Origin of the sequence: Caballeronia sp. Sq4a, assembly GCF_023170545.1 — a bacterium.
GTDB lineage: Bacteria > Pseudomonadota > Gammaproteobacteria > Burkholderiales > Burkholderiaceae > Caballeronia.
Genome location: NZ_CP084250.1, coordinates 2,698,275 through 2,724,690, shown reverse-complemented (window position 1 = coordinate 2,724,690; position 26,416 = coordinate 2,698,275). Strand labels below are relative to the sequence as shown.

Here is a 26,416-nt window from a genome sequence, read left to right as displayed (position 1 = left end):
GCAGAAGAATGAAAACGACAGAAGAATACTTCGCTCACTACGAAGCCATTGCCGCGCTGTCCGCCCAGATGCTGAGAGCGGCGCGCGAAGGCGACCTGGGCGATTTGAAGGCGATGCAGGGCACGTATCGCGACCTCGTCGAGCAGTTGAAGGACGCCGATCACGCATCGGCGCTCGACGAGACCGCGCGGGCACGCAAGCTGGACCTCGTGAAGAAGATTCTCGCCGACGACGCCGCCATCCGCGACCTGACATCGCCGAGTCTCGCGCGGCTGTCCGCGCTCTTCGCGGTCAACAGTCCGGCGCGCGTGCTCAAAAAGATGATAGGACTGCGTTAGGCAGACACGCCGCGAGGCTTCGCGGACGTACTTGAGGAATCTCGGCATGACAGGATTCGACTCCGCGATAGCAACGCTCCTGGCCGGCCGCTCGGACCTCGTCCTTTCCGCGATCCGCGCGGCCGACGCGGTGAACGGCGCGGCGGGCGCCGCCGCGGGACGCACGACGACGCAGGCGGGCACGTCCGCCACGGTCGATACGCCCGACACGCCGGAATCCGGCGCGGCGGGCGCGGGCCCGGCGGCATCGGCGCAGACCGAGCTTTCCAGCGTCGCGCGCACGCTCGACGTGATTTCGCGCTTGTCCGGCACCGCGTCGGCCGTTATCGGCGACGCGCCGTTATGGCCGACGCCGCCGCACCCCGCGAGCGCGTTCGCCGCGCTCACCACCGGCCTTTTCGATACCGCTTTCTCGTCGAACGCCGCTGCCGTCGCGGCGGCGCGCGCCGCGAGCCAGAATTTGCCGCCGCTGCCGGCGTCCGTGCTGGCGGGCGAGCTGGCGAAGACCGTCGGCGAAAGCGGGCTCTTCTACGAATCGCATCTCGCGCAATGGCTCGCAGGCCAGCGCACCGCAGCCTCGCTCGGCAACGAGCCGCAGGCCCGCGTCGATCCGCGCGCGCTGTCGCTGCCGTTCGATTTTGCGAGCGAAGGCGCGCCGGACGGGGCGCATGCCGCGCCGGCGTTCTTAGCGTCGCCCGTTTTCCCCGATCTTCACGACAACGCCCCGCCGACGCCCGCGCGCGCCGTCGAGATGCCGCAGACGCCGCAGCAGGCGGCGGCGCTCGCCGCGTCGGTGCGCGACGCGCCCGCGTCGGCCCTTTCGAATTCGCAGAGCGGAGCCGCGAGCGCGAGCAGTGCGAGCGCGCAGCCCGCGCCGTCCGGTTCGGGTTCGGCGATGCAGGCGTCGGTGGCGGCGGGCGTGCATCCGGCGACGCTCGACATCGTGCGCCAGCAACTCGATCTTCTCGCGAACGGGCAGTTCCGCTGGCAAGGCGAGGCGTGGCCGGGCACGCGCTTCGAATGGGAAATTGCCCGCGAGCCGCGCGATGCCCGCGCGCCAGAACCGGCGGCGGACGAGCGCGCGTGGCGCACCCGCGTCACGCTGTCGCTGCCGGCGCTCGGCACCGTGGACGCCGAACTGGTCCTGAGCGGAGAGAAGCTCGTCGCGCGCATCAATGCGAGCGACAAGGGCGCGGCCCGGCTCGCGGCGGATGGCGCGGCGTTCGCGCGTCAACTGGATGCGGCGGGCATCGCGCTGGCGTCGTTTTCGGTGCGTTCGATCGACGGCGCGGCGGGCACCGATGTCGCGCACGACACAGGCCATGCGGCGCCGAAGCCGGTTCGGTCGCCGCTCGAACATCTGTTTCGCGCGTCGCCGCGCAATGAAGGAGGCGCGACATGAGCACGCCGTATGGCCGCAAGCAGGCGACCGCGCTCACCTACGAAGCCGGCAATCGCGAAGCGACGCCGCGCGTCGTCGCGAAGGGCTATGGCATCGTCGCGGAGATGATCGTGCAGCGCGCGAAAGAGGCGGGCGTCTACGTGCACGAATCGCCGGACATGGTCTCGCTGCTGATGCAGGTGGACCTCGACGCGCATATTCCGCCTGCGCTCTATCAGGCGGTGGCGGAACTGCTTTCGTGGGTGTATCGGCTGGAGAACGAAGAGCCGTTGCGGGAGGCGGGGCGGGCGGTGCGTTGAGGGCGCGGTGCAATTGTTTGCGCTTCGGCGGCTGCCCGTTTGCCGACGAGAACGCATGGCTGCGTAGCCTCTTGCGTTGAATCGAGTGCGGCGATCGTGTGCTTTTCCGCTGCAAGCACCGCTGCCTAGACCGGCTGGGCGCCTTTCGTCGGGGTCGGTCTCCGGCGCTTCCTTTTTCGAAGCGATCTTGAAATGCCATTGGCTGTGCGGCGCACTGTCCGGCGCCGGGCATTTTTCGCAGCTTGGTCGCGTGGGCTCTGGCGGTGAGCGTCTTCGTCGGTCGCTTGATACCGACGGCCTGGCCGCGAAGAGCGGCGGCGCGGCCGCTTCTCCTTGCAGCGCGGCCTTATGAGCAGGGCGTCGCTGTTGACCCAGTTCATTTGTTCGCATCACTACGCGCCCCCCAGGGCAGCTGGAACGCCCCCTTGCACGGTTCTGCCCGCCGTCGCACTAGCCAAACGCCCGCGCCACGATCCCCGCGTGGTCGAACCGCGCCGGCAGCGTGCCGTAGACGCGCCCCGTTTCGCCGCGCGCATCGCCGAGACGCGTCTCGATGAACGCCTGCGCCACGTCCTCCGGCGCATGACGCGCGAGCAACACGCCCTGCGCACATAACACCAACTGCTGCGCGATGCGCCGCGCCGACGCTTCTCTTTCCGATGCATCGCCCGTCAGCATTCCGATGAGCGCGCCGAGCGCCGCGCCCAGCGCCGGATGCGCGGATGCCGCGTCGCGCCAGTCATCGAGAAGCGCGTGCGCCGCGTCCTGCTCGCGCTCGAACGCGCGCAGCACGTCGAGGCACATCACGTTGCCCGAGCCTTCCCAGATCGAATTGACCGGCGCTTCACGATAGAAACGCGCCATCGGGCCCGATTCGACATAGCCGTTTCCGCCCCAGACTTCCATGGCTTCGCCGGTGAATTCGAGCGCGCGCTTGCAGACCCAGAACTTCGCGGCGGGCGTCACGATGCGCCGCCACGCGCGCTCGGCCGGCGCGCTGCCCGCCGCCGCGCTGCGTTCGAACGCGCCCGCGAGCCGCATGAACAGGAGCGTCGCGGCCTCGGATTCCAGCGCGAGATCCGCGAGCACGTTGCGCATCAACGGTTGATCGACGAGCCGCGCGCCGAACGCGCTCCGATGCCGCGCGTGATGAATCGCCTGCACGAGCGCCGCGCGCATGAGCGCCGCGCTGCCGATCACGCAGTCGAGCCGCGTGAAGTTCGCCATTTCGATGATCGTCGGCACGCCGCGACCTTCTTCGCCGACCATGACGCCGTAGGCATCGAAGAATTCGACCTCGCTGCTCGCATTCGAGCGATTGCCGAGCTTGTCCTTCAGACGCTGCACGTGAACCGCGTTCTTGCGGCCGTCCGGCGCGAAACGCGGCACATAGAAGCACGACAGCCCGCCTTCGGCCGAAGCGCGCGCGAGCACCAGATGCGCGTCGCACTGCGGCGCGGAGAAGAACCATTTGTGGCCGACGAGCCGGTATTCGCCGCCGCGCCCGCCCGCGCCGAGCGGCTCGGCGCGCGTGCGGTTGCTGCGCACGTCGGAGCCGCCCTGCTTCTCGGTCATGCCCATGCCGATCATCATCGACCGCTTGCCGGCTTCGAGCGGAATGTCGCGCGGATCGTGTTCGCGCGACAGCAGCGGTCCGGCGAGCCTCGCGTACAAAGCCGGCTCGTTGCGCAACACCGGAATGCTGGCGAACGTCATCGTGATCGGACACAGCGAACCGGATTCGAGCTGGCCGTGCAGAAAGTAGCTCGCGCAACGCGCGGCCATGGAGCCGGCGCGGGCGTGCGGTTCGAACGGCAAAGCGTGCAGGCCGGCGTGCCGCAACCGGCGCAGGAGTTCGTGCCACGCGGGATGGAATTCGATCGCGTCGATGCGCTCGCCGCGCGCATCGTGCGTCGCCAGTTCCGGCGTATGGCGGTTGGCCAGATGGGCGAGCGCGAGAACATCGGGCTGCGTGAGCGCGCAGCCGTCGCGCGAGAGGGCGTCGGCGTGCCAGCCGGCGCCTTCGCGCTCGACCGCCGCCGCGAGCGCGCAATCGGTGGCGAACGCGTCGTAACGCTCGAGCGGCGGCGCCTGATTCGCGACCTCGTGCGTCTGACCGAACCGGCTGGCGGGTGCATCGGCGGATGAAGCATTCATACAGCGGTCTCCTGTCTCGGGCGGCGTCGGAGCCATCTCGAATTCATGAATCATAGGCCGGCGTTTCGGCGCACGGGTAGAGGCATCGCTCTCTTCATTGGCGGCCGGACGCGAGCGCCCGGTTGTCACAGCGGCGACAAGTTTTCTGAGGCGCAGTCCTAAAGGCACGAGAGCTGAGACAAATCCGATTGTTCAGTCCGCCATGCCGACTTGCAGGACCCCGAACCTATAATCGTTCGGCCTGAGTCGGGCGCTCGGCCCGGTGCAACAACGCATTTCTGGAAGTCTTCTCAATGAGCATCAACCTCAATCAGTCGGTGCAGGGCGCTTTGAACGAAAGCGTGTTGCAGCATCTCGCCGCGCGCGTCGGCTGCGCGCCCGAATCCGCCAAGCGCGTCGTGTCGCTGTGCGGGCCTGCGCTCATCGGCTCCATGATGAACAAGGCGTCGTCGCTCGACGGCGCGCGCAATCTGTTCAACGCGGTCATGTCGCCGGCCGTCAACACGCATATCGCCGAAGAACTGCCGCACTTCGTGCTGAACGACGACGGCATGCAAACGCTGCTGGCCACGAGCGCATCGGTGGACGGCGCGGTTGCCTCGCACGACAACGTCAACGCGCTCAGCGAACGCATCGCCGAATATTCGGGCGTGCCCGCGCACGTCACGCGCGTCTTGGCCGGCGTGGTCGGCGCGACCATTCTCGGGCTGCTCAAGCGTCACTTCACGCAGCACAACGGTCAGGTCGGCCAGTTGCCCACGCTGCTCGGGCACCAGTTGCCGGTCGTTCGCGCGAACATGACAGACGCCTTCGCGCAGGCACTTGGTCTCGGCTCGGTCGGCGCGTTTCTGGCGGGGGTGGCGTCGCGGCTGAAGGCAGTGTCGTCGCATCTGGAGCATCCGTCCACGCAGGAAGCCGCCGCGTTCCCGATTCACAGCGACCTGTACCCCGCGCCCGAGACCGAGGAAAACAAGGACAAGTCGAACAAGCGGAAGTGGCTGTGGGTGGCGAACGCCGCCGCGCTCGCGCTGTTCGCGGCGTTGGTCGCGCGCGGCTGTTCGACGGAAGAGAAGCACAAGGACGCCGCGCACGATGCGCAAGCGGACGCGTCGGCTTCGGGGTCGGCTTCCGGGGCGGCTTCGGATTCCGCTGTTGCTGCCGCGTCGTCCGACGCTGTGGCGAGCGGCGCGGCCGTGGCCAGCCAGGCGTCCATGCCGACGCTGCTGCCGAGCAAGAACGCGCTCGCCGCGATCACCGTCGATGCGTCGGGCGTGCCGACCGTCAAGGCGACCGTCGGTAGCGACGAGGAGCGTCAACGGCTGATCGACCTGATGTCGGCCAAGTTCGGCGCGGACAAGTTCCACGCGAACGTCGCGGTCGACCCGGACACGAAGCCTTCGGCATGGCTCGACAAGCTCGACACCCTCGTGCCCGTGATGACGCTGCCGGGCGCGCGCGTGCAGATAGACGGCGACAAGATAGAACTGGCCGGCAAGGCCGCTGACGCCAAACTCGGCTGGCTGGAAAAGCTGAAGGCGCTGTTCGGCTCGGGCTGGAACATCGGTCTCGCTTCGGCGCAGGCGGACGCGGCGGCTTCCAATGCGGCGGCGGCATCGGCGGCATCCGCAGCATCGGCGGCCGCGCCTGCATCCGCTGCGGCAACTGCGGGAACGTGCTCCGCACCCGCCATCGCGCGAATGCTGAACCTCAAGCCCATCCACTTCCGCACCGGTTCAAATACGCCGCCCGCCAGCGCGATGGCCGCGCTCGCGAAGTCGGCGCAGGCGCTGAAAGACTGCGACGCCCACGGCGCGCCCATCATGCTGCGAATCGCCGGCTATTCCGACAACACCGGCAGCGCGGCGCTGAACGTCGAACTGTCGAAGAAGCGCGCGGAAGCCGTGCGCGGCTATCTGGTGAAGCACGGCATTCCGGCCAGTTCGTTGAAGGCCGAGGGTCTCGGCGAAGTCAATCCGATCGCCGACAACTCGACGCCGGCGGGCCGCATGGCGAATCGCCGTATCGAGTTCACGGAAGTGAACTGAAGCGGGTCGAGCAAGACGGGCGCGTTGCTTCGCAACGAAGATCAGCCGCCCGCATCCGCCTTCTTGCCCCGCCTGCGGGCGAATCCATCGGCCAAGAAGTCCTGATCGAGGTTGGCGGGCAGCACTTCCCGCGCGACCTCGATCCACGCTCGCGCCGCATGCGACAGATAGCCGTTGCGCCGCCAGCCGAGCGCCATGTCCCAGTGAATCTCCGGCGCGACAACCGGCCGGCACGTGAACGCGTCGGTGTCGAGGCGTCGGCAATACGGCGCAGGCAGCAGCGCGATGCCGATTTCCGCCTGCACTAGCGCCGCCATGAAATCCCAATGCCCGCTGCGCCCGACGATGGTCGGCGTGAAGCCCGCCGCGCGGCACGCGTTCATCACGATATCGTTGAGCGCCAGGCTTTCGCCATAGAACACGAACGGCTCGGCGGCGAGATCCGCCAGCGGCACCTCGCGCACGTCTTCCCAGCGCGCGCCCTTCGGCGCGACGAGCCATAGCAACTGACGGCTGACCGGCAGCACGTCGAACATATCGGTATCGACGGGTTGCAGGACGCCGCCCAGTTCCAGTTCGCCATCCATCAGCGCGGCCTCGATCGCCTTCGATCCGCGCTCGAACAGCTTCAGCTCGACTTTCGGATACCGCCGCCTGAACGCCGCGATGGCCGGCGTGAAAAGCGAGCCGCCCATCGGCGGAATGCCGATGGTGAGCGTGCCGCGCCCAAAGGTGCCGAGGTCATTCAGTTCCGCCTCCAGCCGCGCGTGCGCCGCGAGCACGTCCACGCCGCGTTGGTAGACGATCTGCCCGGCATCGGTCAGCACCATCTGCCGGCCTTCGCGCAACAGCAGCGGCGAGCCGACTTCGTCTTCCAGCGCCTTCACCATCTTGCTGATGGTCGGCTGCGTGACGAACATGTGCTCGGCGGCAGCGGTAAAGCTCTTCTGTTTGACGACTTCGACGAAATACCGCAATGCGCGCAGTTCCATGATCGGCCTCGGATTCCGGATTGGAATGAAGTGAATAAGGTTAAGTCATTTTTATTATGGAAACGACGGCTCTATACTCGGCTACAGGTTAACCCTAATCGCACACCACGCCATGTCCGCCGTCCTTTCGAATGCAAGCACCGCCAACACTGCTCGCGCCGCTATCAGCCGGTTCGCCCGCGTCGCGGTGCAGGCCGGCGGCATCGCGGTGATCTGGTTCGTCGCCGATTTCGTCGCGCGCAAGCTCGCGTTGCCGGTGCCGGGCGGCGTGGTCGGTCTGGTCGCGTTGCTCGCGCTGCTGTTTTGCGGCGGCGTCGCGCCGCGCTGGGTGAAGGCGGGCGCGGACTGGCTGCTTGGCGACATGCTGTTGTTCTTCATCCCCGCAGCGGTCGCGGCCGTGCAGTACGGCGGCCTGTTCATGGAAGACGGCTGGCGGCTCGCGCTCGTCGTAGTCGCGGGCACGCTGATGGTGATGGTCGCCGTCGCGTTCGCCGTCGATCGCGCCGCGCGCCTCGAACGTCGTCTCGCGTTGCGCCGCGCGCTCGTCGCCCGTCACGCGCGCGCCTGAGCACGCGGCCATGCACCACTTCTACGCCTCGCTTCTCGCCGACGACGCCGCGCGCCTCATCGCCGCCGGCTGCTTCGTGCTGACGGTCGCGCTGTACTTCGCGTCGAAAAGTCTCTACGCGCGATTCCGCAGCCCGTGGCTCACGCCGATGCTTTCCGCGCCGGCCGTGCTCGCGCTGATCGTCACGACCGCGCGCATTCCGTATTCGGTCTACTTCGCCGACACGCGCTGGCTCATGTGGCTGCTCGGCCCGGCCACCGTCGCGTTCGCGGTGCCGATCTACGAATACCGCGCGCTTCTGAAGCGCCACTGGATCTCGCTGACGGTCGGCGTCACGGTCGGCATTCTGGTTGCCGTGGGCGGATCGCTTGCGCTCGCGAAGCTCTTGCATCTGTCGCCGGAATTGCAGCGCAGCCTCGCGACGCGCTCGGTGTCCACGCCGTTCGCGCTCGCCGTGTCCGACAAGATTCACGCGCCGAAAGACCTCACCGCGCTTTTCGTGATCGCGACGGGCGTCTGCGGCATGCTCTTCGGCGAGATCGTGCTCGCGCTCGTGCCGCTGCGCACGCGGCTCGCGCGCGGGGCGCTTTTCGGCGCGGCGGCGCACGGCGTCGGCACGGCGAAAGCGCGCGAACTCGGCAGCGAAGAAGGCGTGGTCGCGAGCCTTACGATGATGATCGCGGGCGTCGTGATGGTGCTGCTCGCGCCGGCGCTCTCCGCGCTGCCGTTCTAGGCGCGCGCATCGGTAAAATGCGGCTCACGCGGCGTCGATGATTTGAATCAGCGTGTGCTGAAACGCAAACGATCCAATAAGACTTTGCTACAATCGTCACTCGCCCCCGAGGAGCGTTGCGACGGTTGAGCGGCTTGCAGCAAGCCTCATCCGCCAGGCTCGGTGGCATTCAATCCGGACGGTTCCAAAGCGCCCTAAAAAGCGCCCCCGAGCCACCGCATTCGAACGGCGCTCACGTCAACATTTCTAGTCTTTTTTAGAAAGGAGGGCGTGATGAACGCCGCAGTTCTCGATTCCAACACCACCCAGGATTTCGTTGTCGCCGACATGTCGCTCGCCGCATGGGGCCGCAAGGAACTCGACATCGCCGAGACGGAAATGCCCGGTCTCGTGCAAATCCGCGAAGAATACAAGGCGCAGCAGCCGCTCAAGGGCGCGCGCGTCGCGGGCTCGCTGCACATGACCATCCAGACCGGCGTGCTGATCGAAACGCTGAAGGCGCTGGGCGCGGACGTGCGCTGGGCGTCGTGCAACATCTTCTCGACGCAGGATCACGCCGCCGCCGCCATCGCCGACGGCGGCACGCCGGTGTTCGCGTTCAAGGGCGAATCGCTCGACGAGTACTGGGAATTCTCGCATCGCATTTTCGAATGGCCGAATGGCGAATTCGCCAACATGATTCTCGATGACGGCGGCGATGCCACGCTGCTCCTGATTCTCGGCTCGAAGGCGGAGAAGGACCGCTCGGTCATCGCCAAGCCGACGAACGAAGAAGAAGTCGCGCTGTACAAGTCGATTGCGCGTCACCTCGACGCCGATCCGACGTGGTATTCCACGCGCCTTTCGCACATTCAGGGCGTGACGGAAGAAACGACCACGGGCGTGCATCGCCTGTATCAGATGGAGAAGGACGGCCGCCTGCCGTTCCCGGCCATCAACGTGAACGATTCGGTCACGAAGTCGAAGTTCGACAACCTGTACGGCTGCCGCGAGTCGCTCGTGGACGGCATCAAGCGCGCGACCGACGTGATGATCGCGGGCAAGATCGCGGTCGTGGCTGGTTACGGCGACGTGGGCAAGGGCTGCGCGCAATCGCTGCGCGGTCTGGGCGCAACCGTGTGGGTCACGGAAATCGATCCGATCTGCGCGCTGCAAGCCGCGATGGAAGGCTACCGCGTCGTGACGATGGAATACGCCGCCGACAAGGCTGACATCTTCGTGACGGCGACCGGCAACTACCACGTCATCAACCACGACCACATGAAGGCGATGCGCAATAACGCGATCGTCTGCAACATCGGTCACTTCGACTCGGAAATCGACGTTGCCTCCACGCGCCAGTACACGTGGGACAACATCAAGCCGCAGGTCGATCACATCATCTTCCCGGACGGCAAGCGCATCATTCTGCTGGCCGAAGGCCGCCTCGTGAACCTCGGCTGCGCGACGGGCCATCCGTCGTTCGTCATGTCGAACTCGTTCACGAACCAGACGCTCGCGCAGATCGAACTCTTCACGCAAGGCGACAAGTACGAGAACAAGGTGTACGTGCTGCCGAAGCATTTGGACGAGAAGGTCGCGCGCCTGCATCTGGGCCGCATCGGCGCGGAACTGACCGTGCTGTCGGACGAGCAGGCAGGCTATATCGGCGTCGACAAGAACGGTCCGTTCAAGCCGAACCACTACCGCTATTAATCGCACGCGGCGGCGGGGCCGGCGCGGATGCGCACGCATCCGCGCCGCGCTTTGCCCGAACGACGACAAACCGGAGAACCCTCGATGACCGTGCTGCTGACATGGCTGATCAACGCGCTCGCGCTGCTGATCATCACCTATCTCGTGCCGTCCATACACATTCGCAGTTTCGGCACGGCGCTGATTGTCGCGGTGGTGCTCGGGCTGATCAACGCCGTGCTGCGTCCGGTTCTCATCATCCTGACGTTGCCGGTGACCATCCTCACGCTCGGCCTCTTCATCCTCGTGGTGAATGCGCTGTGCTTCTGGCTGTGCTCGTCGCTGCTGAAGGGTTTCGAGGTCTCGGGTTTCTGGTCGGCGTTCTTCGGCTCGATTCTGTACAGCATCGTGTCGTGGCTTCTGTCGGCGCTCGTGTTCGGGCAGCGCAACTTCGGCTAGCCGCCGCGCTTTGTGCCACACATCATCATGAAACCCATCGAACTCTCATTCGAGTTTTTCCCGCCGAAGACGCAGGAAGGCGTGCAGAAGCTGCGCGCCTCGCGCGCGGAGCTCGCGAAGCTCGCGCCGAAGTTCGTCTCCGTAACGTTCGGCGCGGGCGGCTCCACGCAGCAAGGCACGCTCGATACCGTGCTCGAAATGGCGGCCGAAGGCTTGCAGGCCGCGCCGCATCTATCGTGCATCGGCTCGTCGCGCGAAAGCCTGCGCGCGATTCTCGGCGCGTACCGCGAGCACGGCATTCGCCATATCGTCGCGTTGCGCGGCGACCTGCCTTCGGGCATGGGCGAATTCGGCGAACTACGTTATGCGTCGGAACTGGTCGCGTTCATTCGCCAGGAGCACGGCGACTGGTTCCATATCGAGGTGGCCGCGTATCCGGAGTTTCATCCGCAAGCGCGTTCGCCGCGCGCCGATATGGAAAACTTCGCGCGCAAGGTGAAGGCGGGCGCCAACGCCGCGATCACGCAGTACTTCTTCAACGCGGACGCGTACTTCCGGTTCGTCGGCGAAGCGAAGAAGCTGGGCGTGGACGTGCCCATCACGCCGGGCATCATGCCGATCACGAACTTCTCGCAGCTCATGCGCTTCTCGGACATGTGCGGCGCGGAAGTGCCGAGGTGGATCGCGCGGCGTCTGGAAAGCTACGGCGACGACCGCGAGTCCATTCGCGAATTCGGTCTCGACGTGGTAACGGGCCTGTGCCGCCGCCTGATCGACGACGGCGCGCCCGGCCTGCATTTCTACACGCTCAACGGCGCGGCCGCGACCAGGACGATCTGCGAACGGCTCGGTTTTCAAAGCGCCTGAATCTCGCGTTTCTTGCATCACCCGCGCGGCGCTCGCCGCGCGGTTCTTCATTTCCTCCCGCACGCCCGACGTTTCGCGCTCCGACGCAATCCACCACGTGGAAAGTGGAGAAAACCCACCACGCGCGTAACATTTGTTCGTGCTAGTGTTGCGGCCGGCATTTTCGTCCGCTAACAAGGCGGTGGACGCGATCAAGTAAGATCGCGCTACGCCGGCCAAAAGCTGGCATTGACTTGGAGGAAACATGAAGAAAAATGGCCTGTTGCGAGTCGCCCGCATGTCGGCGCTCATGGGCGCCGTCGCCACGGCAACGCTTTTCGCGGCGAGCGCCGCGAACGCGGCAATCCCGAACAAAACGCTTGTTTACTGCTCGGAAGGCAGCCCCGCCGGTTTCGATCCCGCGCAGTACACCACGGGCACCGATTTCACCGCGAACACGTTCACCGTGTATAACCGCCTCGTCGAATTCGAGCGCGGCGGCACGAAAGTCGAACCGGGTCTCGCGGAAAAGTGGGAAGTCTCGTCGGACGGCCTGACGTACACGTTCCATCTGCGTCACGGCGTGAAGTTCCAGACGACGTCCTACTTCAAGCCGACGCGCGAATTCAACGCGGACGACGTGCTCTTCACGTTCAACCGCATGCTCGACCCAAACCAGCCGTTCCGCAAGGCGTACAACGTGCAGTTCCCGTACTTCACGGACCTGGGCCTCGACAAGCTGATCTCGAAGATCGAAAAAGTCGACCCGTACACCGTCAAGTTCACGCTGAAGGAAGTGAGCGCGCCGTTCATTCAGAACATGGCGATGGAGTACGCGTCCATTCTCTCCGCCGAATACGCGGACAAGCTGCTGAAGGACGGCAAGGCCGCGGACATCAACCAGTATCCGCTCGGCACCGGCCCGTTTATCTTCCGCAGCTATACGAAGGACGCGACCATCCGCTTCGACGGCAATCCGGACTACTGGAAGCCGAACGCGGTGCAAATTTCGAAGCTGATCTTCTCGATCACGCCGGACGCCGCCGTGCGCGTGCAGAAGCTGAAGAGCAACGAGTGCCAGGTGATGAGCTATCCGCGCCCGGGCGATATCGCGGCGCTGAAGTCGGCATCGAATGTGGATACGCCGTCGCAGGCCGGCTTCAACGAAGGCTACGTTGCGTATAACGTGACGAAGAGCAATCTCGGCAACGCCGACGTGCGCCGCGCGCTCGACATGGCGATCAACAAGAAGGCGATCATCGATTCCGTGTATCAGGGCGCGGGCCAGCCGGCCACCGCGCCGATGCCGCCGACGCAGTGGTCCTACGACAAGAACCTGAAGGCAAACGCGTACGACACTGCGAAGGCCAAGCAACTGCTCAGCAAGGCGGGTTTCCCGAACGGCTTCGAAATCACGCTGTGGGCCATGCCCGTGCAGCGCGCCTACAACCCGAACGCGCGTCTGATGGCTGAAATGATTCAGGCCGACTGGGCGAAGATCGGCGTGAAGGCGAACATCGTGTCGTATGAGTGGGGCGAGTATCTGAAGCGCGCGCACGCGGGCGAACACGACGCACTCTTGATCGGCTGGACCGGCGACAACGGCGACCCCGACAACTGGCTCGGCACGCTGCTCGGCTGCGATGCGGTGAAGGGCAGCAACTTCTCGAAGTGGTGCTACAAGCCGTTCGACGATCTCGTCGTGAAGGGCCGCTCGACCACGGATGTCGCCGCGCGCACGAAGGCGTACACCGACGCACAGCAGATCTTCGCGCAACAACTGCCGTTCTCGCCGATCGCGCATTCGACCGTCTATCAACCGGTCAGCAAGAAGGTGACGAACATGAAGATCGAGCCGCTCGGCTATGTGCGTTTCGATGGCGTCGGCCTGCAGTAAGTCTTGCTGGCGGAATGCTTTTTGCACTAAACCTTAACTAGTCGAAACACGTCCGGCGGCGCGGATCAAACGATCCGGCCGCCGGTAGCGTATTTATCCCCAAGAACGAACCAAAGGGCGATCATGTTCCGATTCGTTTTGCGACGCATAGGAATGGTGATACCGACGTTCATCGGCATTACGATTCTCGCGTTCGCGCTCATCCACCTGATCCCGGGCGATCCCATCGAAGTCATGATGGGCGAACGGGGCGTGGACCCGGCGGCCCACGCCGAAGCCATGAAGCGCCTCGGGCTGGACCAGCCGCTGCCGCTTCAATATTTCCACTATGTCGGCCACGCGCTCAAGGGCGATCTCGGCACGTCCATCATCACCAATACGAGCGTGATGGGCGAATTCATGGCGCGCTTTCCGGCGACCGTCGAGCTGTCCATCTGCGCGATGATCTTCGCGCTCGTCGTCGGCTTGCCGGCGGGCGTGGCGGCGGCGCTCAAGCGCGGCACGGCGGTCGATCACGGCGTGATGGGCACCGCGCTCACCGGCTACTCCATGCCGATCTTCTGGTGGGGCTTGATCCTCATCATGTTCTTCTCGGCGAAGCTCGGCTGGACGCCCGTGTCGGGTCGCATCGCGGTGGAATACGACATCCCGCACGTCACCGGCTTCATGCTGATCGACTCGCTCTTTTCGAGCGACGAAGGCGCGTTCACGTCGGCGCTCTCGCATCTGATTCTGCCGACCATCGTGCTCGGCACGATCCCGCTCGCGGTCGTCGCGCGCATGACGCGCTCGTCGATGCTCGAAGTGCTGCGCGAAGACTACATCCGCACCGCGCGCGCAAAGGGCCTTTCGCCGTTGCGCGTGGTCGTCGTGCATGCGCTGCGCAACGCGCTGATTCCGGTCGTGACCGTGATCGGTTTGCAGGTCGGCACGCTGCTCGCGGGCGCGGTGCTGACCGAGACGCTGTTCTCGTGGCCGGGCGTCGGCAAGTGGCTCATCGACGCCATTTCGCGCCGCGACTATCCGGTCGTGCAAGGCGGCATTCTGATGATCGCGACGCTCGTGATCGTCGTGAATCTGGTCGTCGATCTGTTGTACGGCGTGTTGAATCCGCGCATTCGCCATACTCGCTGAGGAAACATGATCCCCTACGCTCACACTTGTTCGCTGCCCCCCAAGGGGGCGCATGCCTCATTTGAGGCGGTTCGGCGCGAGGCATAACGAATGGCTGACGTTCAAAACAATATCCCGCCCGGCGCATTGACGCCGCCGTCCGGCCGCATGGTCGCGGCGCGCGAGTTCTGGGCGAACTTCTCGCGCAATCGCGGCGCGGTCGCGGCCGGCATCATCGTGCTCGTGCTGCTGTTCATCGCGATTTTCGCGCCGTTGATCGCGCCGCATAGCCCGATCGAGCAGTATCGCGACTACGTGAAAATCCCGCCCGCATGGCTCGACGGCGGCAACCGCATGTTCCTGCTCGGCACCGACGAAGCGGGCCGCGACATTCTCTCGCGCCTCATGTACGGCGCGCGGCTGTCGTTCTGGATCGGCTTCGTGTCGGTGGTGCTCGCGCTCATTCCGGGCGTCGTGCTCGGGCTGATGGCCGCGTTCTTCCACTGGCTCGACACGCCGATCATGCGCGTGATGGACGTGCTGCTCGCGCTGCCGTCGCTGCTGCTGGCGGTGGCTGTCGTCGCGATCATCGGGCCGGGGCTCGTCAACACGATGCTCGCCATCGCCATCGTCGCGCTGCCGGGTTACGTGCGTCTCACGCGTGCGTCCGCGCTCGGCGAATTGCAGAAGGAATACGTGACGGCATCGCGCGTGGCGGGCGCGAGCACCGCGCGGCTCATGTTCTCGCAAGTGCTGCCGAACTGCGCCGCGCCGCTCATCGTGCAGGCGACGCTCGGTTTTTCATCGGCGATTCTGGATGCCGCCGCGCTCGGCTTTCTAGGCCTCGGCGTGCAACCGCCCGCGGCGGAATGGGGCGCCATGCTCGCCTCGGCGCGCGATTACATCGAAAGCGCATGGTGGATCGTGACGATGCCCGGCCTCTCGATTCTCGTCTCGGTGCTCGTCATCAACCTGCTCGGCGACGGGCTGCGCGACGCGCTCGATCCGAAACTGAAACGGATGGCATGACATGACCGATCTACTGACTATCCGTAACCTGCAGGTGACGTTCGGCGGCACGCAAGCGGTCGATCGCATCAATTTATCCGTGAAGCCGGGCGAAGTGGTCGGCGTCGTGGGCGAATCCGGCTCGGGCAAGAGCGTCACGATGATGGCGCTGATGGGCCTCATCGATCATCCCGGCAAAGTCACCGCCGATCAGATCACCTTCGACGGCCACGACCTGCTGAAGGCATCGGCGCGGGCTCGCCGCAAGATCATCGGCAAGGATATTGCGATGGTCTTTCAGGACGCGCTCACGAGCCTGAACCCGAGCTACACCGTCGGCTATCAGATCAAGGAAGTGCTGCGACTGCACGAAGGCTTGCGCGGCGATGCGCTGAACAAGCGCGCTCTCGAACTGCTCGATCAGGTCGGCATTCCTGACGCGAAGAACCGCATCGACACGTTCCCGCATCAGATGTCGGGCGGCATGAATCAGCGCGTGATGATCGCGATGGCGGTCGCGTGCAATCCGAAGCTCCTGATCGCGGACGAACCGACCACCGCGCTCGACGTGACCATTCAGGCGCAGATCATGGAACTGCTCGTGCGCTTGCAGAAGGAACGCGGCATGGCGCTCGTGCTGATTTCGCACGATCTGGCGGTCGTGTCCGAGGTCGCGCAGCGCGTCGCGGTCATGTACGCGGGCGAGATCATCGAGACGAACCACGTGCCGGCCATTTTCAGCGAGCCGCATCATCCGTACACGGAGGCGTTGCTCGCCGCGATTCCCGAGCACAGCCGCGGCGCGGCGCGGCTCGCTGCGCTGCCGGGCATGGTGCCGGGCCGCGACGACCGGCCGAGCGGCTGTCTGTTCGCGCCCCGCTGCAAGTATGTGGTCGATGACTGCTGGAAGGGCAGGCCGCATCTGTATCAGCTCGACGCGCGCGATGCCGCCGTGCGCGCGCGCTGCATCAAGCCGCTGAATGTGGCGCAGGAAGTCGCGCAGGCGGTGCGCGCCGAACGCGAGGCGCAGATTGTCGAGGAGGGCGCGCGATGAACGCCGTACCGAAGGAGAAGACGCAGGACATCGTGCTCGCCGCCGACCGGCTCACGAAGCACTACACCGTAAAGCGCAGCATGTTCACGCAAGGCACGGTGAAGGCGCTCAACGGCGTGTCGTTCGAATTGCAGCGCGGTCGCACGCTCGCGGTCGTCGGCGAATCCGGCTGCGGCAAGTCCACGCTCGCGCGCCAATTAACGATGATCGAAGCGCCCACGTCCGGCCGGCTGCTGATCGAAGGCGAAGACGTCGCGGGCGCGAGCAAGGCGAAAATTGCGGAACTGCGTCAGCGCGTGCAGATGGTGTTTCAGAACCCGTTTGCCTCGCTGAATCCGCGCAAGACCGTCGAGCAGACGCTCGGCGAGCCGCTCGCGATCAACACGAAGCTCTCGTCGACGGAGCGCGCCGAGCGCATCGCGCAGATGATGCGCACGGTCGGCTTGCGGCCCGAGCACGCGTCGCGCTATCCGCACATGTTTTCGGGCGGGCAGCGTCAGCGCGTGGCGATCGCGCGGGCGATGATTCTCGATCCGCAGATCGTGGTCGCGGACGAACCCGTGTCGGCGCTCGATGTGTCGATTCAGGCGCAGATTCTCAATCTGTTCATGGATCTGCAGCAGCAGTTCGGCACGAGCTACGTGTTCATTTCGCACAACTTGTCGGTGGTCGAGCACATTGCCGACGATGTGATGGTGATGTATTTCGGCGGCATTGCTGAACTGGGCGACAAGAAGACGATCTTCGCGAATCCGCGACATCCGTACACGCGCTCGCTGATGTCCGCGACGCCCGCGATCTTCGAGGAAGACCGGCGCATCAAGATCAAGCTGCAAGGCGAGATGCCGTCGCCGCTCAATCCGCCGTCGGGCTGCACGTTCCATCAGCGTTGCCCGTATGCGATCGAGCGGTGCCGCGTCGAGGAGCCGGCGCTGCGGGTGGTCGATGGCCGTCAGGTCTCGTGCCATCGCGCCGAGGAGGTCGGTGAAGGCGACGCCTGAATCGCAGGCGGCGCGGCCGGTCGCTGACCGGGCGCGCCGCGTTGCATCGAGTGCGGCGGCGCTCGCGGTCTGCGCGGCGCTGTGGGTCGCGGCGTTGTTTGCTCGCGCGCGATGCATGGTTCTGGCATGGACGATGGCGGCCGCAATCTGCGCCGTCGTTTCACCCGCGAGTTTCGCCGTCACGGGATCGCGTGCGCCGCCGGGCGGCACGCCGCAACCCGCAGGCGAAGCCAGCGCGACCGACGTTCCGGATCCGCCCGCGCAGCCGTCGCGCGTGGATCGCAGCAACGGCACCACGGCGAGCGGCCCCGTGCGCGCGCAGCCGCCGCACATGCCGTTCTACGTCGCGACGAAGGGCGCGACGACGCTCTACGTGCTCGGCACGCTGCACGTCGGTTTCGCGAGCGACTATCCGCCCGAGCAGCCTTTCCGCCAGCCCATTCTCGCGGCGCTCTATGCGTCGCCGACCCTCGCGCTCGAAATCTCCCCGGACGAACTGCTGTCGTCGCAAGACGACGTGAACCGCTATGGCATGTGCCATAGCGAATGCCTGATCGACTATCTGCCGGATTCCATGTGGAAGAAAGTCGAAGCGCGCATGCGCAGCAATCCGGCGGCGCTCAAGGAACTGCGGCATACGCGGCCGTGGCTCGCGTCGATGCTCATCGAAACCTACGACACGCTGAAGGCCGGCTTCCAGAGCGAGTACGGCACCGAGGCGCAATTGCAGAACGTCTATCTGCGCGTGCGCGGGAAGATCGTCGGATTGGAAACGTTGAACGAGCAGATTTCGACGTTCACGCGACTCAGCTCCGCGCAGCAACGCGAGATGCTCGCGGAAGATCTGGTGCAGACGCCAGCCGAGAACATCGCCGACGTGAAGGAGCTGCATCGGCTATGGCGTATTGGCGATGCCGACGCGCTCAAAGCCTGGGACGACGCGAAAAGCAGCAAGCTCGCGCGGTCGAAGGCGCTCGCCGCGCAAGTGGACAACCGCGTGGTCTACGAGCGCAACCGGCGCTTCGTCGCGCGGATGGTGCAGCTCGCCGCGCCCGACAAGCCGGTGTTCGTGGCCATCGGCGCGCTGCATCTCGGTGGGCCGCGCGGCGTGCTCGAGTTGCTGAGAAAGCGCGGGTTCGTGGTCGCGCCTTCCTGACACCCAAGCGCGACCGCCGCATCAGATGAACATCAGCCAGTTCAGCAAGAAGATGTTCACGATCAGCAACGTCAGCGCGGTGGGCACCTGCACCTTGATGACCGCGTTCTTGTCCGGCAACTCCAAAAGCGCGGCCGGCACGATGTTGAAGTTCGCGGCCATCGGCGTCATGAGCGTGCCGCAGTAGCCCGAGAACATGCCGATGGCGACCATCGTCGCGGGATTGCCGTGGAACACGCCGACGAGAATCGGCACGCCGACGCCGCCCGTCATCACCGGAAATGCGGCGAAGCCATTGCCCATCACCATCGTGAAAAGCGCCATGCCGATGCAGTACACCGCCACCGCGACGAGCCGGTAATCCATGTTTACGTAAGCCGTCGTGACGTGCGCGACCGCCTTGCCGACGCCCGCATCCGAGAACACCAGCCCGAGCATGCCGAGCATCTGCGGCAGCACGGCGGCCCATGAAAGCGCGTCGATCAGGCGGCGCGTTTCGCGCATCGACTGGCCGACGGTATCGCGCGTCATCACGCACGCCACCGCCAGCGCGATCACGCAGCCGATGCCGAAGCCGATCAGCGTCACGTTCTTCAGTTCGATCAGCGGCTTGCCGCCGAACACGAGATGGCTCGCGCCGAGCGTGAGGATCACGGTGACGACGGGAATCGTCAGCGCGGGCACGAAGAGCTTGTTGCCGAGACGCATGGCGCTCTGGCGGCGCGTTTCCTCGGAGAGCATCTTGGGCTTCGCGCCGGTGACGCCGCCGAAGCCCGCGATCAGCGCCATCGCCACGACCAGCACGCCGACGACCGACACCGGCAGCCAGTCGCCGATCAGAAAGATGAGCGCATAGACGAGCCAGAACGTGCCCGCCGACAGCCGCCGCGGATGCGACTTGTCCGTGAGAATCATGCCCGCGACGACCACGAGCACGATGCCGACGAGATAGAACAGATAGTTGATGGTGAGCGTCATGCCTTTTCTCCCGCGACGTTGCGCGTCAGTGCGTCGAGTTCGCGCGTCAGTCGGCGGTCGAGCAGCCACAGCCGGAAACCGTGGATCAGGAACGCGCAGATGGCCGTCGGGATGCCCCAGACGGCGACGTGCATCGGTTCGACGACGATGCCCGCTTCCTTCAGGAACGTGACCATCAGCACGATCGCGCCGAACGCCACGAAGATGTCTTCGCCGAAGAAGAGGCCCACGTTGTCGGTCGCCGCCGCGTACGCGCGCAGCTTGAAGCGCACGGCGTCCGAGAGCTTGCCGTGACGCGCTTCGGTCGCGCCTTCGGCCATCGGCGCGAGAAGCGGCCGCACCATCTGCGGATGACCGCCCAGGCCCGTCAGCCCGACCGCCGCCGTCAGCTCACGCACGAGCAGATAGACGATCAGGAGACGCCCGGCCGTCGCCGCGCGAATGCTCGAAATCCAGATCTGCGCGCGCTCGCGCAGCCCGTGGCGTTCGAGCAGGCCGATCACCGCGAGCGGCAGCAAAATGATGAGCGGAATGTTGCGCGTCTTCAGAAAGCCGCTGCCGATGGCCGTGAGAATGCGCTCGGGCGGAAAGTGCGCCGCCAGGCCGGTGACGATCGCGGCGGCGGCCACGATCAGCATCGGATTGAAACGCAGCACGAAGCCCACGATGATGACGGCCACGCCGATGAGCGGCCATAAGTTGACTGCGGTTGCCATGAGATCTCCAAACGGTTTGTCGATTCAAACATCGCGCCTCGATGCGGGCGCGTGGTGACAGCGAACGACTATCGGCTCTTGCGGCCGCTTGCTAAAACGCCCCGGCAAGGCGGGGCGTTCGATGCTTCAATGAAGCTCAGGCGGCTTGAGCGGCGCGAACGCCGATGCCCGCATCCGCCAGCGCGCCGCGAATGCGCCGGGCGAATGCCAGCGCGTGCTCGCCGTCGCCGTGCAGGCAGATGGTCTGCGCGTTGAGCGGCACCCAGTCGCCCGAGACGGCCTGCACGCGCTGGTCGCGGACCATCGAGAGCGTGCGTTCGAGCACGGCGTCTTCGTCGTCGAGCAGCGCGCCCGGCTCCTTGCGCGGCACCAGCGAACCGTCCGCGCGATAACCGCGATCCGCGAACACTTCTTCGATGGCGACGAGCCCCGCGCGCCGGGCCGCATCGATCAGGCCGCTGTTCGCGAGACCGAAGACGAGCAGCGACGGATCGAAGTCGCGCACGGCGGCGGCGATGGCATCCGCGATGTCCGGCGTCCTGGCCGCCTGGTTGTAGAGCGCGCCGTGCGGCTTTACGTGCGCGATGCGCCCGCCTTCCGCCTTCGCGATAGCCGCGAGCGCGCCGAGTTGATACAGCACGCCCGCGTAGATTTCGTCGGGCGGCAGGTCCATTTCCTTGCGGCCGAAGTTCTCCGGATCGTGAAAGCTCGGATGCGCGCCGATCGCGACGCCCTTTTGCACCGCCCAGCGCACGCAGTCGCGCATGGCAGTCGCGCCACCCGCATGCCAGCCGCACGCGATGTTCGCGGAGCTGACGAGGTCGAGCAGGGCTTCATCGGAGCCGCAGCCTTCGCCGAGATCGGCGTTCAGATCGATCTGCATGATGATGTCGTTTGAAGTAGTCGTTGCGTTGGGTTGTCCTTCATCGCCCGATGCGTTCTTCGTGCATCGCGATGGCCGTTTCCACCTGGCTCACGTACTGGCGTTCTTCGGCGAGCGCGTGGCGCGCTTCCTCCACCGATGTCTCGACGAAGCGCACGCCGCCGTTCAGCCGCACTTGGGCGAGCTTCCACAAGTCGGCCTTGATGACCGCGCCGATCTTCGGATAGCCGCCCGTGGTCTGCGCGTCGCCCATCAGAATGATCGGCTGGCCGTTCGGCGGAACCTGAATCGTGCCGGGCAGCACCGCGTGCGAAAGCAGTTCCGTCTTCGCGCGGCGTTCCAGCGGCGTGCCCGCGAGCCGGAAGCCCATGCGGTTGCTGTTCGGCGTGATGGTCCATTCGTCGTCCCAGAAGTCGCGCTGCGAATCGTCGGTGAAGCTCGCGTACTCCGGGCCGCGCAGCACGCGGATCGGCGCGGCCCACGCGAGGCCGGGCGCGTGGCGGCCGCGACGCGCGGGTTCATCGACGAGAACGAACTTGCACCACGCGGGCGCTTTCACGCCGAACGCGGGTTCTTCCGGCGAGAACGCGATGCCTTTGTGCGGCTGCGGCACGCCCACCGGCAAGCGGTCGCCGTCGCGCAGCGCGCGTCCGCCGAGTCCGCCGAAGCAGGCGCCGAGATCGGTGCTGCGCGAGCCGAGCATCGGCAACACGTCGATGCCACCCGCGATGCACACGTAGCAGCGCATGCCGCGCTTGGCCGCCCGCAGCGTCAGTTCCTGGCCCGCGCGAACAGGCAGGCTCCACCACGAATAGACCGGCACGTCGTCGAGCGTCGCGCCGAAGTCCGTGCCCGTGATGGCGATGCGCGTCGCGCGCTTGAAGCGCAGCACGGTCGGCCCGAACGTCACTTCGATGCCCGCCGCATCCGGCCGGTTGCCGACGATGCGATTGCCGATTTCGAGCGACAGCGCATCGAGCGCACCGCCCGAACTGACGCCGAGATGCCGATAACCGGGGCGGCCGAGATCCTGCACCGACGAGAGCACGCCCGCGCGAATCACGTCGATCATGCGCGCACCTCCACGGCGATAAAGCGCACGCGGTCGCCGGGCTGCATCAGCGTCGGCGGATTGCGAGTCGGGTCGAAGAGCTTCACGTCCGTGCGGCCGAGCAGTTGCCAGCCTCCCGGCGAGGTCGCCGGATAGATGCCCGTCTGCGCCCCGCCGATGCCGACCGATCCCGCCGGCACTTCGAGGCGCGGCTCGCGGCGGCGCGGCATGTGCAGCGCGGGATCGAGCCCGCCGAGATAGGCGAAGCCCGGCTGGAAGCCGAGAAAGAACACGATGTATTCGGCTTGCGTGTGACGCTTCACCACTTCATCGACCGACAAGCCGACGTGCTCGGCCAGCGCCGCGAGGTCGGGGCCGTCGTCGCCGCCGTAGCGCACCGGAATGTCGATCTGCGTGCCTTCGGTGTCGGCGTGGCCCGCGACGTCCCATTGCGCGTCGAGTTGCGCCGCGAGGCTGTCGTAGTCGGCCTCGAGCGGATCGAACACGATCGTCAGATTGTTCATGCCCGGCACGACTTCCACGACATGCGGCAGCAGGCGCGCGTAATCCGCGAGCGTCCAGATGCGGCGCTGGCAGTCGATCGTGGCGGGCGGCGCGACGTCGCAGACGAGCGCGCTTTCGCCGAGCGGATAGATTCGTGGTCTGGTCATGCGTTCGAGTGTGTCCTTCGAGCACGGCGGCGTTTTCGTGGGAGACCGCTTTCGCCACGCCGTCTCGGAATGTTACATTGTCAATAAATTATCAAGAAATTATCAATACGCGTTTGTCTGGAGTGTGGCGCGAACGCATTGCGCTACACTGCGACGCACTTTTCTACGGTCATCGCCATGTCGCGTCAGCCAACCAAGATCGTGTCGTCCGAGCACCTCGTCTCCGAAACCAGCGCGGAACTGTCCGAATTCGAGTACGCGCTCATCATGGCGAGCAACGCGTTCAACCGATGGATGGTGCGCTGCATGTCGGCGGCGGGCGCGAAGGACATGACGGCGGTGGAAGTGTCGCTGCTGCATCACGTGAACCATCGCGACCGCAAGAAGAAGCTCGCGGATATCTGCTTCGTGCTGAATATCGAGGACACGCATGTGGCGACCTACGCGCTCAAGAAACTCGTGACGCGCGGCTATGTGACGAGCGAAAAGGCCGGCAAGGAAGTGTTCTTCACGACGACGCCGGCGGGGCGCGAGTTGTGCGGCAAGTACCGCGAAGTGCGGGAAAGCTGCCTGATTTCCGCGCTGCGCGAAAGCCGGCTGACCAACGAACAGATCGGCGAGGCGGCGCAACTGATGCGCAACGCATCCGGCCTTTACGACACCGCCGCGCGCGCGGCGGCGTCGCTCTAGGCGCGACTCAGTAACGCGCCGCTTCGGTGACGATCGCATCGAGCGGCATGTCGTGCGATTCGCGCGGCAGGGCGCCGAGCTTGCCCATTTCGTACGCTATGCCGATGGTCGCGGGCTTCTTCGCGACCGGCCACGCGGCGAGCGTGCGGTCGTAATAGCCGCCGCCGTAGCCGAGGCGGTATCGGTCCGAATCGAACCCGACGCACGGCACGAGCAGCAATTCGGGCACCACGACTTTCTCTTCTTCCGGCACCGGAATGCGATAGCGGCCCGGCTTCATCGGCGATTGCGCGTGCCATGCGTGAAAGGCCATCGGCGCATGCGGCTGCACGACGACGGGCAGCGCGGCCTCGCGATCATCGTCCGATGCGAGCCAATCCGCGATGACCGCGCGTGCGTCGAATTCGCCCGCCACCGGCCAGTAAAAACCGATGCAGCGGACCGCGCGCTCATCGAGCAGCGCGCGCAACCGCTCGGCCAGCGCCGCGTTGCGCGCCGCTTGCGCCGGGTCTTCGGCCTGCGCTTCTCGGCGCGCGAGCAGCGTGGCACGCAGGGCGCTTTTCGGCTCCGCGCGGACAGGTTCCGCGCAAACGTTGCGTGCTATGCTTTCAACCGATCTTTGGACCACCTCGCGCTCCAGTAATAACGATGTCAAAACGCTTCAACCGAGTATATCTTGCGGTCGGTTACGCCCTTGCCGCCGCGACGCTCGTCGCCTGCGGAACGGCCTCGGCCGTGCGCCCGGACGCCGACTTTTCGCCGTCCTCCGACGACCGCGTCTTCATGCAGTTGCGCGAGGCGGCCCGGGCGAACGACGCCGGCCGTGCCGCCGCGCTCGCCGCGCAAATTCCGAATTATCCGGCGCCGGGTTACGTCGAATACTTCACGATCAAGCCGCAGCTTTTCGATGCGCAAGGCCACGCGCGCCCGGACGCGCCCGACGCGCCGGTGCTCTCGTTCCTGCAACGCTACGACGGTCAAGCCATTGCCGACCGCATGCGCAACGACTACCTCGTGGTGCTCGGCGGCCGGCACGACTGGCGCAACTTCGAGCAGCAATATTCCCGCTTCGTGCTCAACGACGACACGCAGGTCAAATGCTATGGGCTCGAAGCGCGGCAGTCGCGCGGCGAGAACATCGCCGAGGCGGCGCGCGCGCTGCTCGTCGATCCGAAATGGTACGGCGACGGCTGCGTCGATCTGATCGCGGCGCTCGCGGAGTCCGGCCAGTTCACGAGCGACGACATCTGGCAGCAGATCCGCCTCGCCTACGAGCAGAACTACACGACGACCGGCGCGAATATCGTCGATGCGCTCGGCCAGGAACGGCCGAAGCCCGAACTGCTCGACAACGCCGTCAACAAGCCGCCGCTGTATCTCGCGCGCGGCGTCATGCCGAACACGCCGGCGCATCAACTGACGCTGCTCGCGATCACGCGCCTCGCACGCAACGATCCGGCGATGGCCGCGGCCACGTTCAGCTCCGTCGCGCCGAGTCTCACGCCGGCCGAGCGCGCGATCGGCTGGGGCACCATCGGCTATCAGGCGGCGTTGAAGCGCATGCCGTCGGCGGCGGACTGGTATCGGCTGTCGGCGAATGCGCCTTTGTCGAATCCGGCGTACGAATGGCGCACGCGCAGCGCGCTGCTCGCGGGCGACTGGAACATGGTCCGCTGGTCCGTCGAGCAGATGCCGCCGACGCTGCGCAGTCAGCCCGCGTGGGTCTACTGGCATGCGCGCGCCGTCAAGCAGGCGGGCGACGCGGCCACGGCCAATCAGGAATTCCAGAGCATCGCGGATCAATACAACTTCTACGGCCAGCTCGCGCTGGAAGAACTCGGCCAGAAGATCACGCTGCCGCCGCGCACGACCGTCTCGGACGCCGAGATCGCGCAGATGCAGTCGGTGCCGGGCTTCGCGCTGTCGCAGCGTTTCTATGCGCTCAACATGCGGCTCGAAGGCAATCGCGAATGGAACTGGCCGCTGCGCAGCATGACTGACCGTCAGTTGCTTGCCGCCGCGCAATATGCGAAGCGCATCGAGCTGTACGACCGCACGGTGAACACCGCCGACAAGACGAAGACCGAGCACGATTTCACGCTGCGGTATCTGTCGCCGTTCCGCGAGATCGTCGAGCGCGACGCGCAAAGCACCGGGCTCGACACCGAATGGGCCTACGGTCTGATTCGCCAGGAATCGCGCTTCATCATCAACGCGCGCTCGGAAGTGGGCGCGGGCGGCCTCATGCAGTTGATGCCCGGCACGGCGCAACTCGTCGCGAAGAAGATCGGTCTCGGCTCGCTGTCGCGCGCGCAAATGAACGACATCGACACCAACATTCTGCTCGGCACGAACTACCTGTCGATGATCTACAATCAGTTCGACAACTCGCCGGTGCTCGCCACCGCCGGCTACAACGCCGGTCCAGGCAGGCCGCGCCAATGGCGGCAGGATTTGCGCGCGCCGGTCGAGGGCGCGGTTTTTGCTGAAACCATTCCGTTTTCCGAGACGCGCGATTACGTGAAGAACGTGCTGTCGAACACCGTGTATTACGCGGCGCTGTTCGAAGGCCGTCCGCAATCGCTGAAGGCGCGGCTGGGTTATATCGCGCCGTAAGCGCGCTTCACGCCACGCCGCGCTCGGCCATCCGTTCATCGGAAGCACGCGCGGCGGCTCGTCCTTACC

General features: G+C 65.7%; 25 protein-coding genes and 1 riboswitch. Of the genes, 17 read left to right on the top strand and 8 right to left on the bottom strand.

The features are described from left to right. Window positions 1-8 precede the first annotated feature (8 nt). The 3 genes from LDZ24_RS13005 to LDZ24_RS12995 are packed head-to-tail and all read left to right on the top strand — an operon-like array spanning window position 9 to window position 2,039. Window positions 9-338 (top strand): flagellar protein FliT, encoded by a 330-nt coding sequence (locus LDZ24_RS13005; protein ID WP_175938520.1) that lies wholly within the window; start codon window positions 9-11, stop codon window positions 336-338. 46 nt (window positions 339-384) lie between these two features. Next, entirely contained in the window at window positions 385-1,740 is a 1,356-nt protein-coding gene (locus LDZ24_RS13000; protein ID WP_248320698.1) for a flagellar hook-length control protein FliK, read from the top strand. Next, window positions 1,737-2,039, top strand: a complete 303-nt coding sequence (locus LDZ24_RS12995; protein ID WP_206467213.1) for an EscU/YscU/HrcU family type III secretion system export apparatus switch protein — start codon at window positions 1,737-1,739, stop codon at window positions 2,037-2,039. Before LDZ24_RS13000 ends, LDZ24_RS12995 begins: the two co-directional genes overlap by 4 nt. 450 nt (window positions 2,040-2,489) lie before the next feature. Here the strand turns inward: LDZ24_RS12995 and LDZ24_RS12990 are convergent, their stop codons facing one another. Next, a complete protein-coding gene (locus LDZ24_RS12990; RefSeq protein WP_248320697.1) occupies window positions 2,490-4,196 on the bottom strand; it encodes an isovaleryl-CoA dehydrogenase in 1,707 nt (568 codons plus the stop codon). A gap of 293 nt (window positions 4,197-4,489) precedes the next feature. Here LDZ24_RS12990 and LDZ24_RS12985 point away from each other — a divergent pair, with 293 nt between their 5' ends. Beyond that, the gene (locus tag LDZ24_RS12985) at window positions 4,490-6,241 is read left to right on the top strand and encodes an OmpA family protein (protein WP_248320696.1); all 1,752 of its coding nucleotides are present in this window, start codon (window positions 4,490-4,492) and stop codon (window positions 6,239-6,241) included. A 41-nt stretch (window positions 6,242-6,282) separates the two neighbouring features. On the opposite strand, the gene LDZ24_RS12980 is transcribed toward LDZ24_RS12985, so the two are convergent. Continuing rightward, window positions 6,283-7,233, bottom strand: coding sequence for a LysR family transcriptional regulator (locus LDZ24_RS12980; RefSeq protein WP_248320695.1), 951 nt, complete (start codon window positions 7,231-7,233; stop codon window positions 6,283-6,285). Between the two features lie 112 nt (window positions 7,234-7,345). On the opposite strand from LDZ24_RS12980, the gene LDZ24_RS12975 reads away from it, so the two are divergent. The 11 genes from LDZ24_RS12975 to LDZ24_RS12925 all read left to right on the top strand — a co-directional run bounded on the left by LDZ24_RS12975 (window position 7,346) and on the right by LDZ24_RS12925 (window position 18,742). Continuing rightward, the gene (locus tag LDZ24_RS12975; RefSeq protein WP_248320694.1) at window positions 7,346-7,801 is read left to right on the top strand and encodes a CidA/LrgA family protein; all 456 of its coding nucleotides are present in this window, start codon (window positions 7,346-7,348) and stop codon (window positions 7,799-7,801) included. A gap of 10 nt (window positions 7,802-7,811) precedes the next feature. Next, complete coding sequence (locus LDZ24_RS12970) at window positions 7,812-8,534, top strand: LrgB family protein (protein ID WP_248320693.1); 723 nt, start codon at window positions 7,812-7,814, stop codon at window positions 8,532-8,534. Between the two features lie 102 nt (window positions 8,535-8,636). Continuing rightward, a riboswitch (S-adenosyl-L-homocysteine riboswitch) is annotated at window positions 8,637-8,775 on the top strand. Between the two features lie 32 nt (window positions 8,776-8,807). Continuing rightward, window positions 8,808-10,229, top strand: a complete 1,422-nt coding sequence (gene ahcY, locus LDZ24_RS12965; protein WP_248320692.1) for an adenosylhomocysteinase — start codon at window positions 8,808-8,810, stop codon at window positions 10,227-10,229. An 84-nt stretch (window positions 10,230-10,313) separates the two neighbouring features. Further along, window positions 10,314-10,667: a phage holin family protein gene (locus LDZ24_RS12960; RefSeq protein ID WP_175938503.1), complete on the top strand. Its 354-nt coding sequence runs from the start codon at window positions 10,314-10,316 to the stop codon at window positions 10,665-10,667. A gap of 27 nt (window positions 10,668-10,694) precedes the next feature. Continuing rightward, window positions 10,695-11,534, top strand: a complete 840-nt coding sequence (gene metF, locus LDZ24_RS12955; RefSeq protein WP_175938501.1) for a methylenetetrahydrofolate reductase [NAD(P)H] — start codon at window positions 10,695-10,697, stop codon at window positions 11,532-11,534. A gap of 244 nt (window positions 11,535-11,778) precedes the next feature. Continuing rightward, the gene (locus LDZ24_RS12950; RefSeq protein ID WP_175938497.1) at window positions 11,779-13,410 is read left to right on the top strand and encodes an ABC transporter substrate-binding protein; all 1,632 of its coding nucleotides are present in this window, start codon (window positions 11,779-11,781) and stop codon (window positions 13,408-13,410) included. Window positions 13,411-13,533: 123 nt separating this feature from the next. After that, window positions 13,534-14,544 (top strand): ABC transporter permease subunit, encoded by a 1,011-nt coding sequence (locus LDZ24_RS12945; RefSeq protein WP_175938496.1) that lies wholly within the window; start codon window positions 13,534-13,536, stop codon window positions 14,542-14,544. A 90-nt stretch (window positions 14,545-14,634) separates the two neighbouring features. Continuing rightward, entirely contained in the window at window positions 14,635-15,552 is a 918-nt protein-coding gene (locus LDZ24_RS12940) for an ABC transporter permease subunit (RefSeq protein ID WP_248320691.1), read from the top strand. A gap of 1 nt (window position 15,553) precedes the next feature. Next, window positions 15,554-16,585 (top strand): ABC transporter ATP-binding protein, encoded by a 1,032-nt coding sequence (locus tag LDZ24_RS12935; RefSeq protein ID WP_206467201.1) that lies wholly within the window; start codon window positions 15,554-15,556, stop codon window positions 16,583-16,585. Next, on the top strand, window positions 16,582-17,586 hold the full coding sequence (locus tag LDZ24_RS12930; RefSeq protein ID WP_175938490.1) for a peptide ABC transporter ATP-binding protein: 1,005 nt from the start codon (window positions 16,582-16,584) through the stop codon (window positions 17,584-17,586). Before LDZ24_RS12935 ends, LDZ24_RS12930 begins: the two co-directional genes overlap by 4 nt. Then, the gene (locus tag LDZ24_RS12925; RefSeq protein WP_371747352.1) at window positions 17,531-18,742 is read left to right on the top strand and encodes a TraB/GumN family protein; all 1,212 of its coding nucleotides are present in this window, start codon (window positions 17,531-17,533) and stop codon (window positions 18,740-18,742) included. Before LDZ24_RS12930 ends, LDZ24_RS12925 begins: the two co-directional genes overlap by 56 nt. 21 nt (window positions 18,743-18,763) lie before the next feature. Here the strand turns inward: LDZ24_RS12925 and LDZ24_RS12920 are convergent, their stop codons facing one another. From LDZ24_RS12920 to pxpB, 5 genes are all read right to left on the bottom strand, one after another. Beyond that, window positions 18,764-19,720: a DUF979 domain-containing protein gene (locus LDZ24_RS12920; protein ID WP_206467199.1), complete on the bottom strand. Its 957-nt coding sequence runs from the start codon at window positions 19,718-19,720 to the stop codon at window positions 18,764-18,766. Beyond that, window positions 19,717-20,436, bottom strand: coding sequence for a DUF969 domain-containing protein (locus tag LDZ24_RS12915; RefSeq protein WP_248320690.1), 720 nt, complete (start codon window positions 20,434-20,436; stop codon window positions 19,717-19,719). Before LDZ24_RS12915 ends, LDZ24_RS12920 begins: the two co-directional genes overlap by 4 nt. Window positions 20,437-20,572: 136 nt before the next feature. Then, complete coding sequence (gene pxpA / locus LDZ24_RS12910) at window positions 20,573-21,319, bottom strand: 5-oxoprolinase subunit PxpA (protein ID WP_248320689.1); 747 nt, start codon at window positions 21,317-21,319, stop codon at window positions 20,573-20,575. Between the two features lie 40 nt (window positions 21,320-21,359). Beyond that, the gene (locus LDZ24_RS12905) at window positions 21,360-22,391 is read right to left on the bottom strand and encodes a biotin-dependent carboxyltransferase family protein (protein WP_248320688.1); all 1,032 of its coding nucleotides are present in this window, start codon (window positions 22,389-22,391) and stop codon (window positions 21,360-21,362) included. Further along, entirely contained in the window at window positions 22,388-23,041 is a 654-nt protein-coding gene (gene pxpB / locus LDZ24_RS12900; protein ID WP_248320687.1) for a 5-oxoprolinase subunit PxpB, read from the bottom strand. The genes LDZ24_RS12905 and pxpB overlap by 4 nt, the downstream gene beginning before the upstream one ends. 177 nt (window positions 23,042-23,218) lie before the next feature. Here pxpB and LDZ24_RS12895 point away from each other — a divergent pair, with 177 nt between their 5' ends. Next, window positions 23,219-23,731, top strand: a complete 513-nt coding sequence (locus LDZ24_RS12895) for a winged helix DNA-binding protein (protein WP_175938477.1) — start codon at window positions 23,219-23,221, stop codon at window positions 23,729-23,731. Between the two features lie 7 nt (window positions 23,732-23,738). On the opposite strand, the gene LDZ24_RS12890 is transcribed toward LDZ24_RS12895, so the two are convergent. Further along, the gene (locus LDZ24_RS12890) at window positions 23,739-24,371 is read right to left on the bottom strand and encodes a 5-formyltetrahydrofolate cyclo-ligase (RefSeq protein WP_371747421.1); all 633 of its coding nucleotides are present in this window, start codon (window positions 24,369-24,371) and stop codon (window positions 23,739-23,741) included. Window positions 24,372-24,379: 8 nt separating this feature from the next. Here LDZ24_RS12890 and LDZ24_RS12885 point away from each other — a divergent pair, with 8 nt between their 5' ends. Then, window positions 24,380-26,347, top strand: a complete 1,968-nt coding sequence (locus LDZ24_RS12885; protein ID WP_248320685.1) for a lytic transglycosylase domain-containing protein — start codon at window positions 24,380-24,382, stop codon at window positions 26,345-26,347. Window positions 26,348-26,416: the final 69 nt, after the last annotated feature.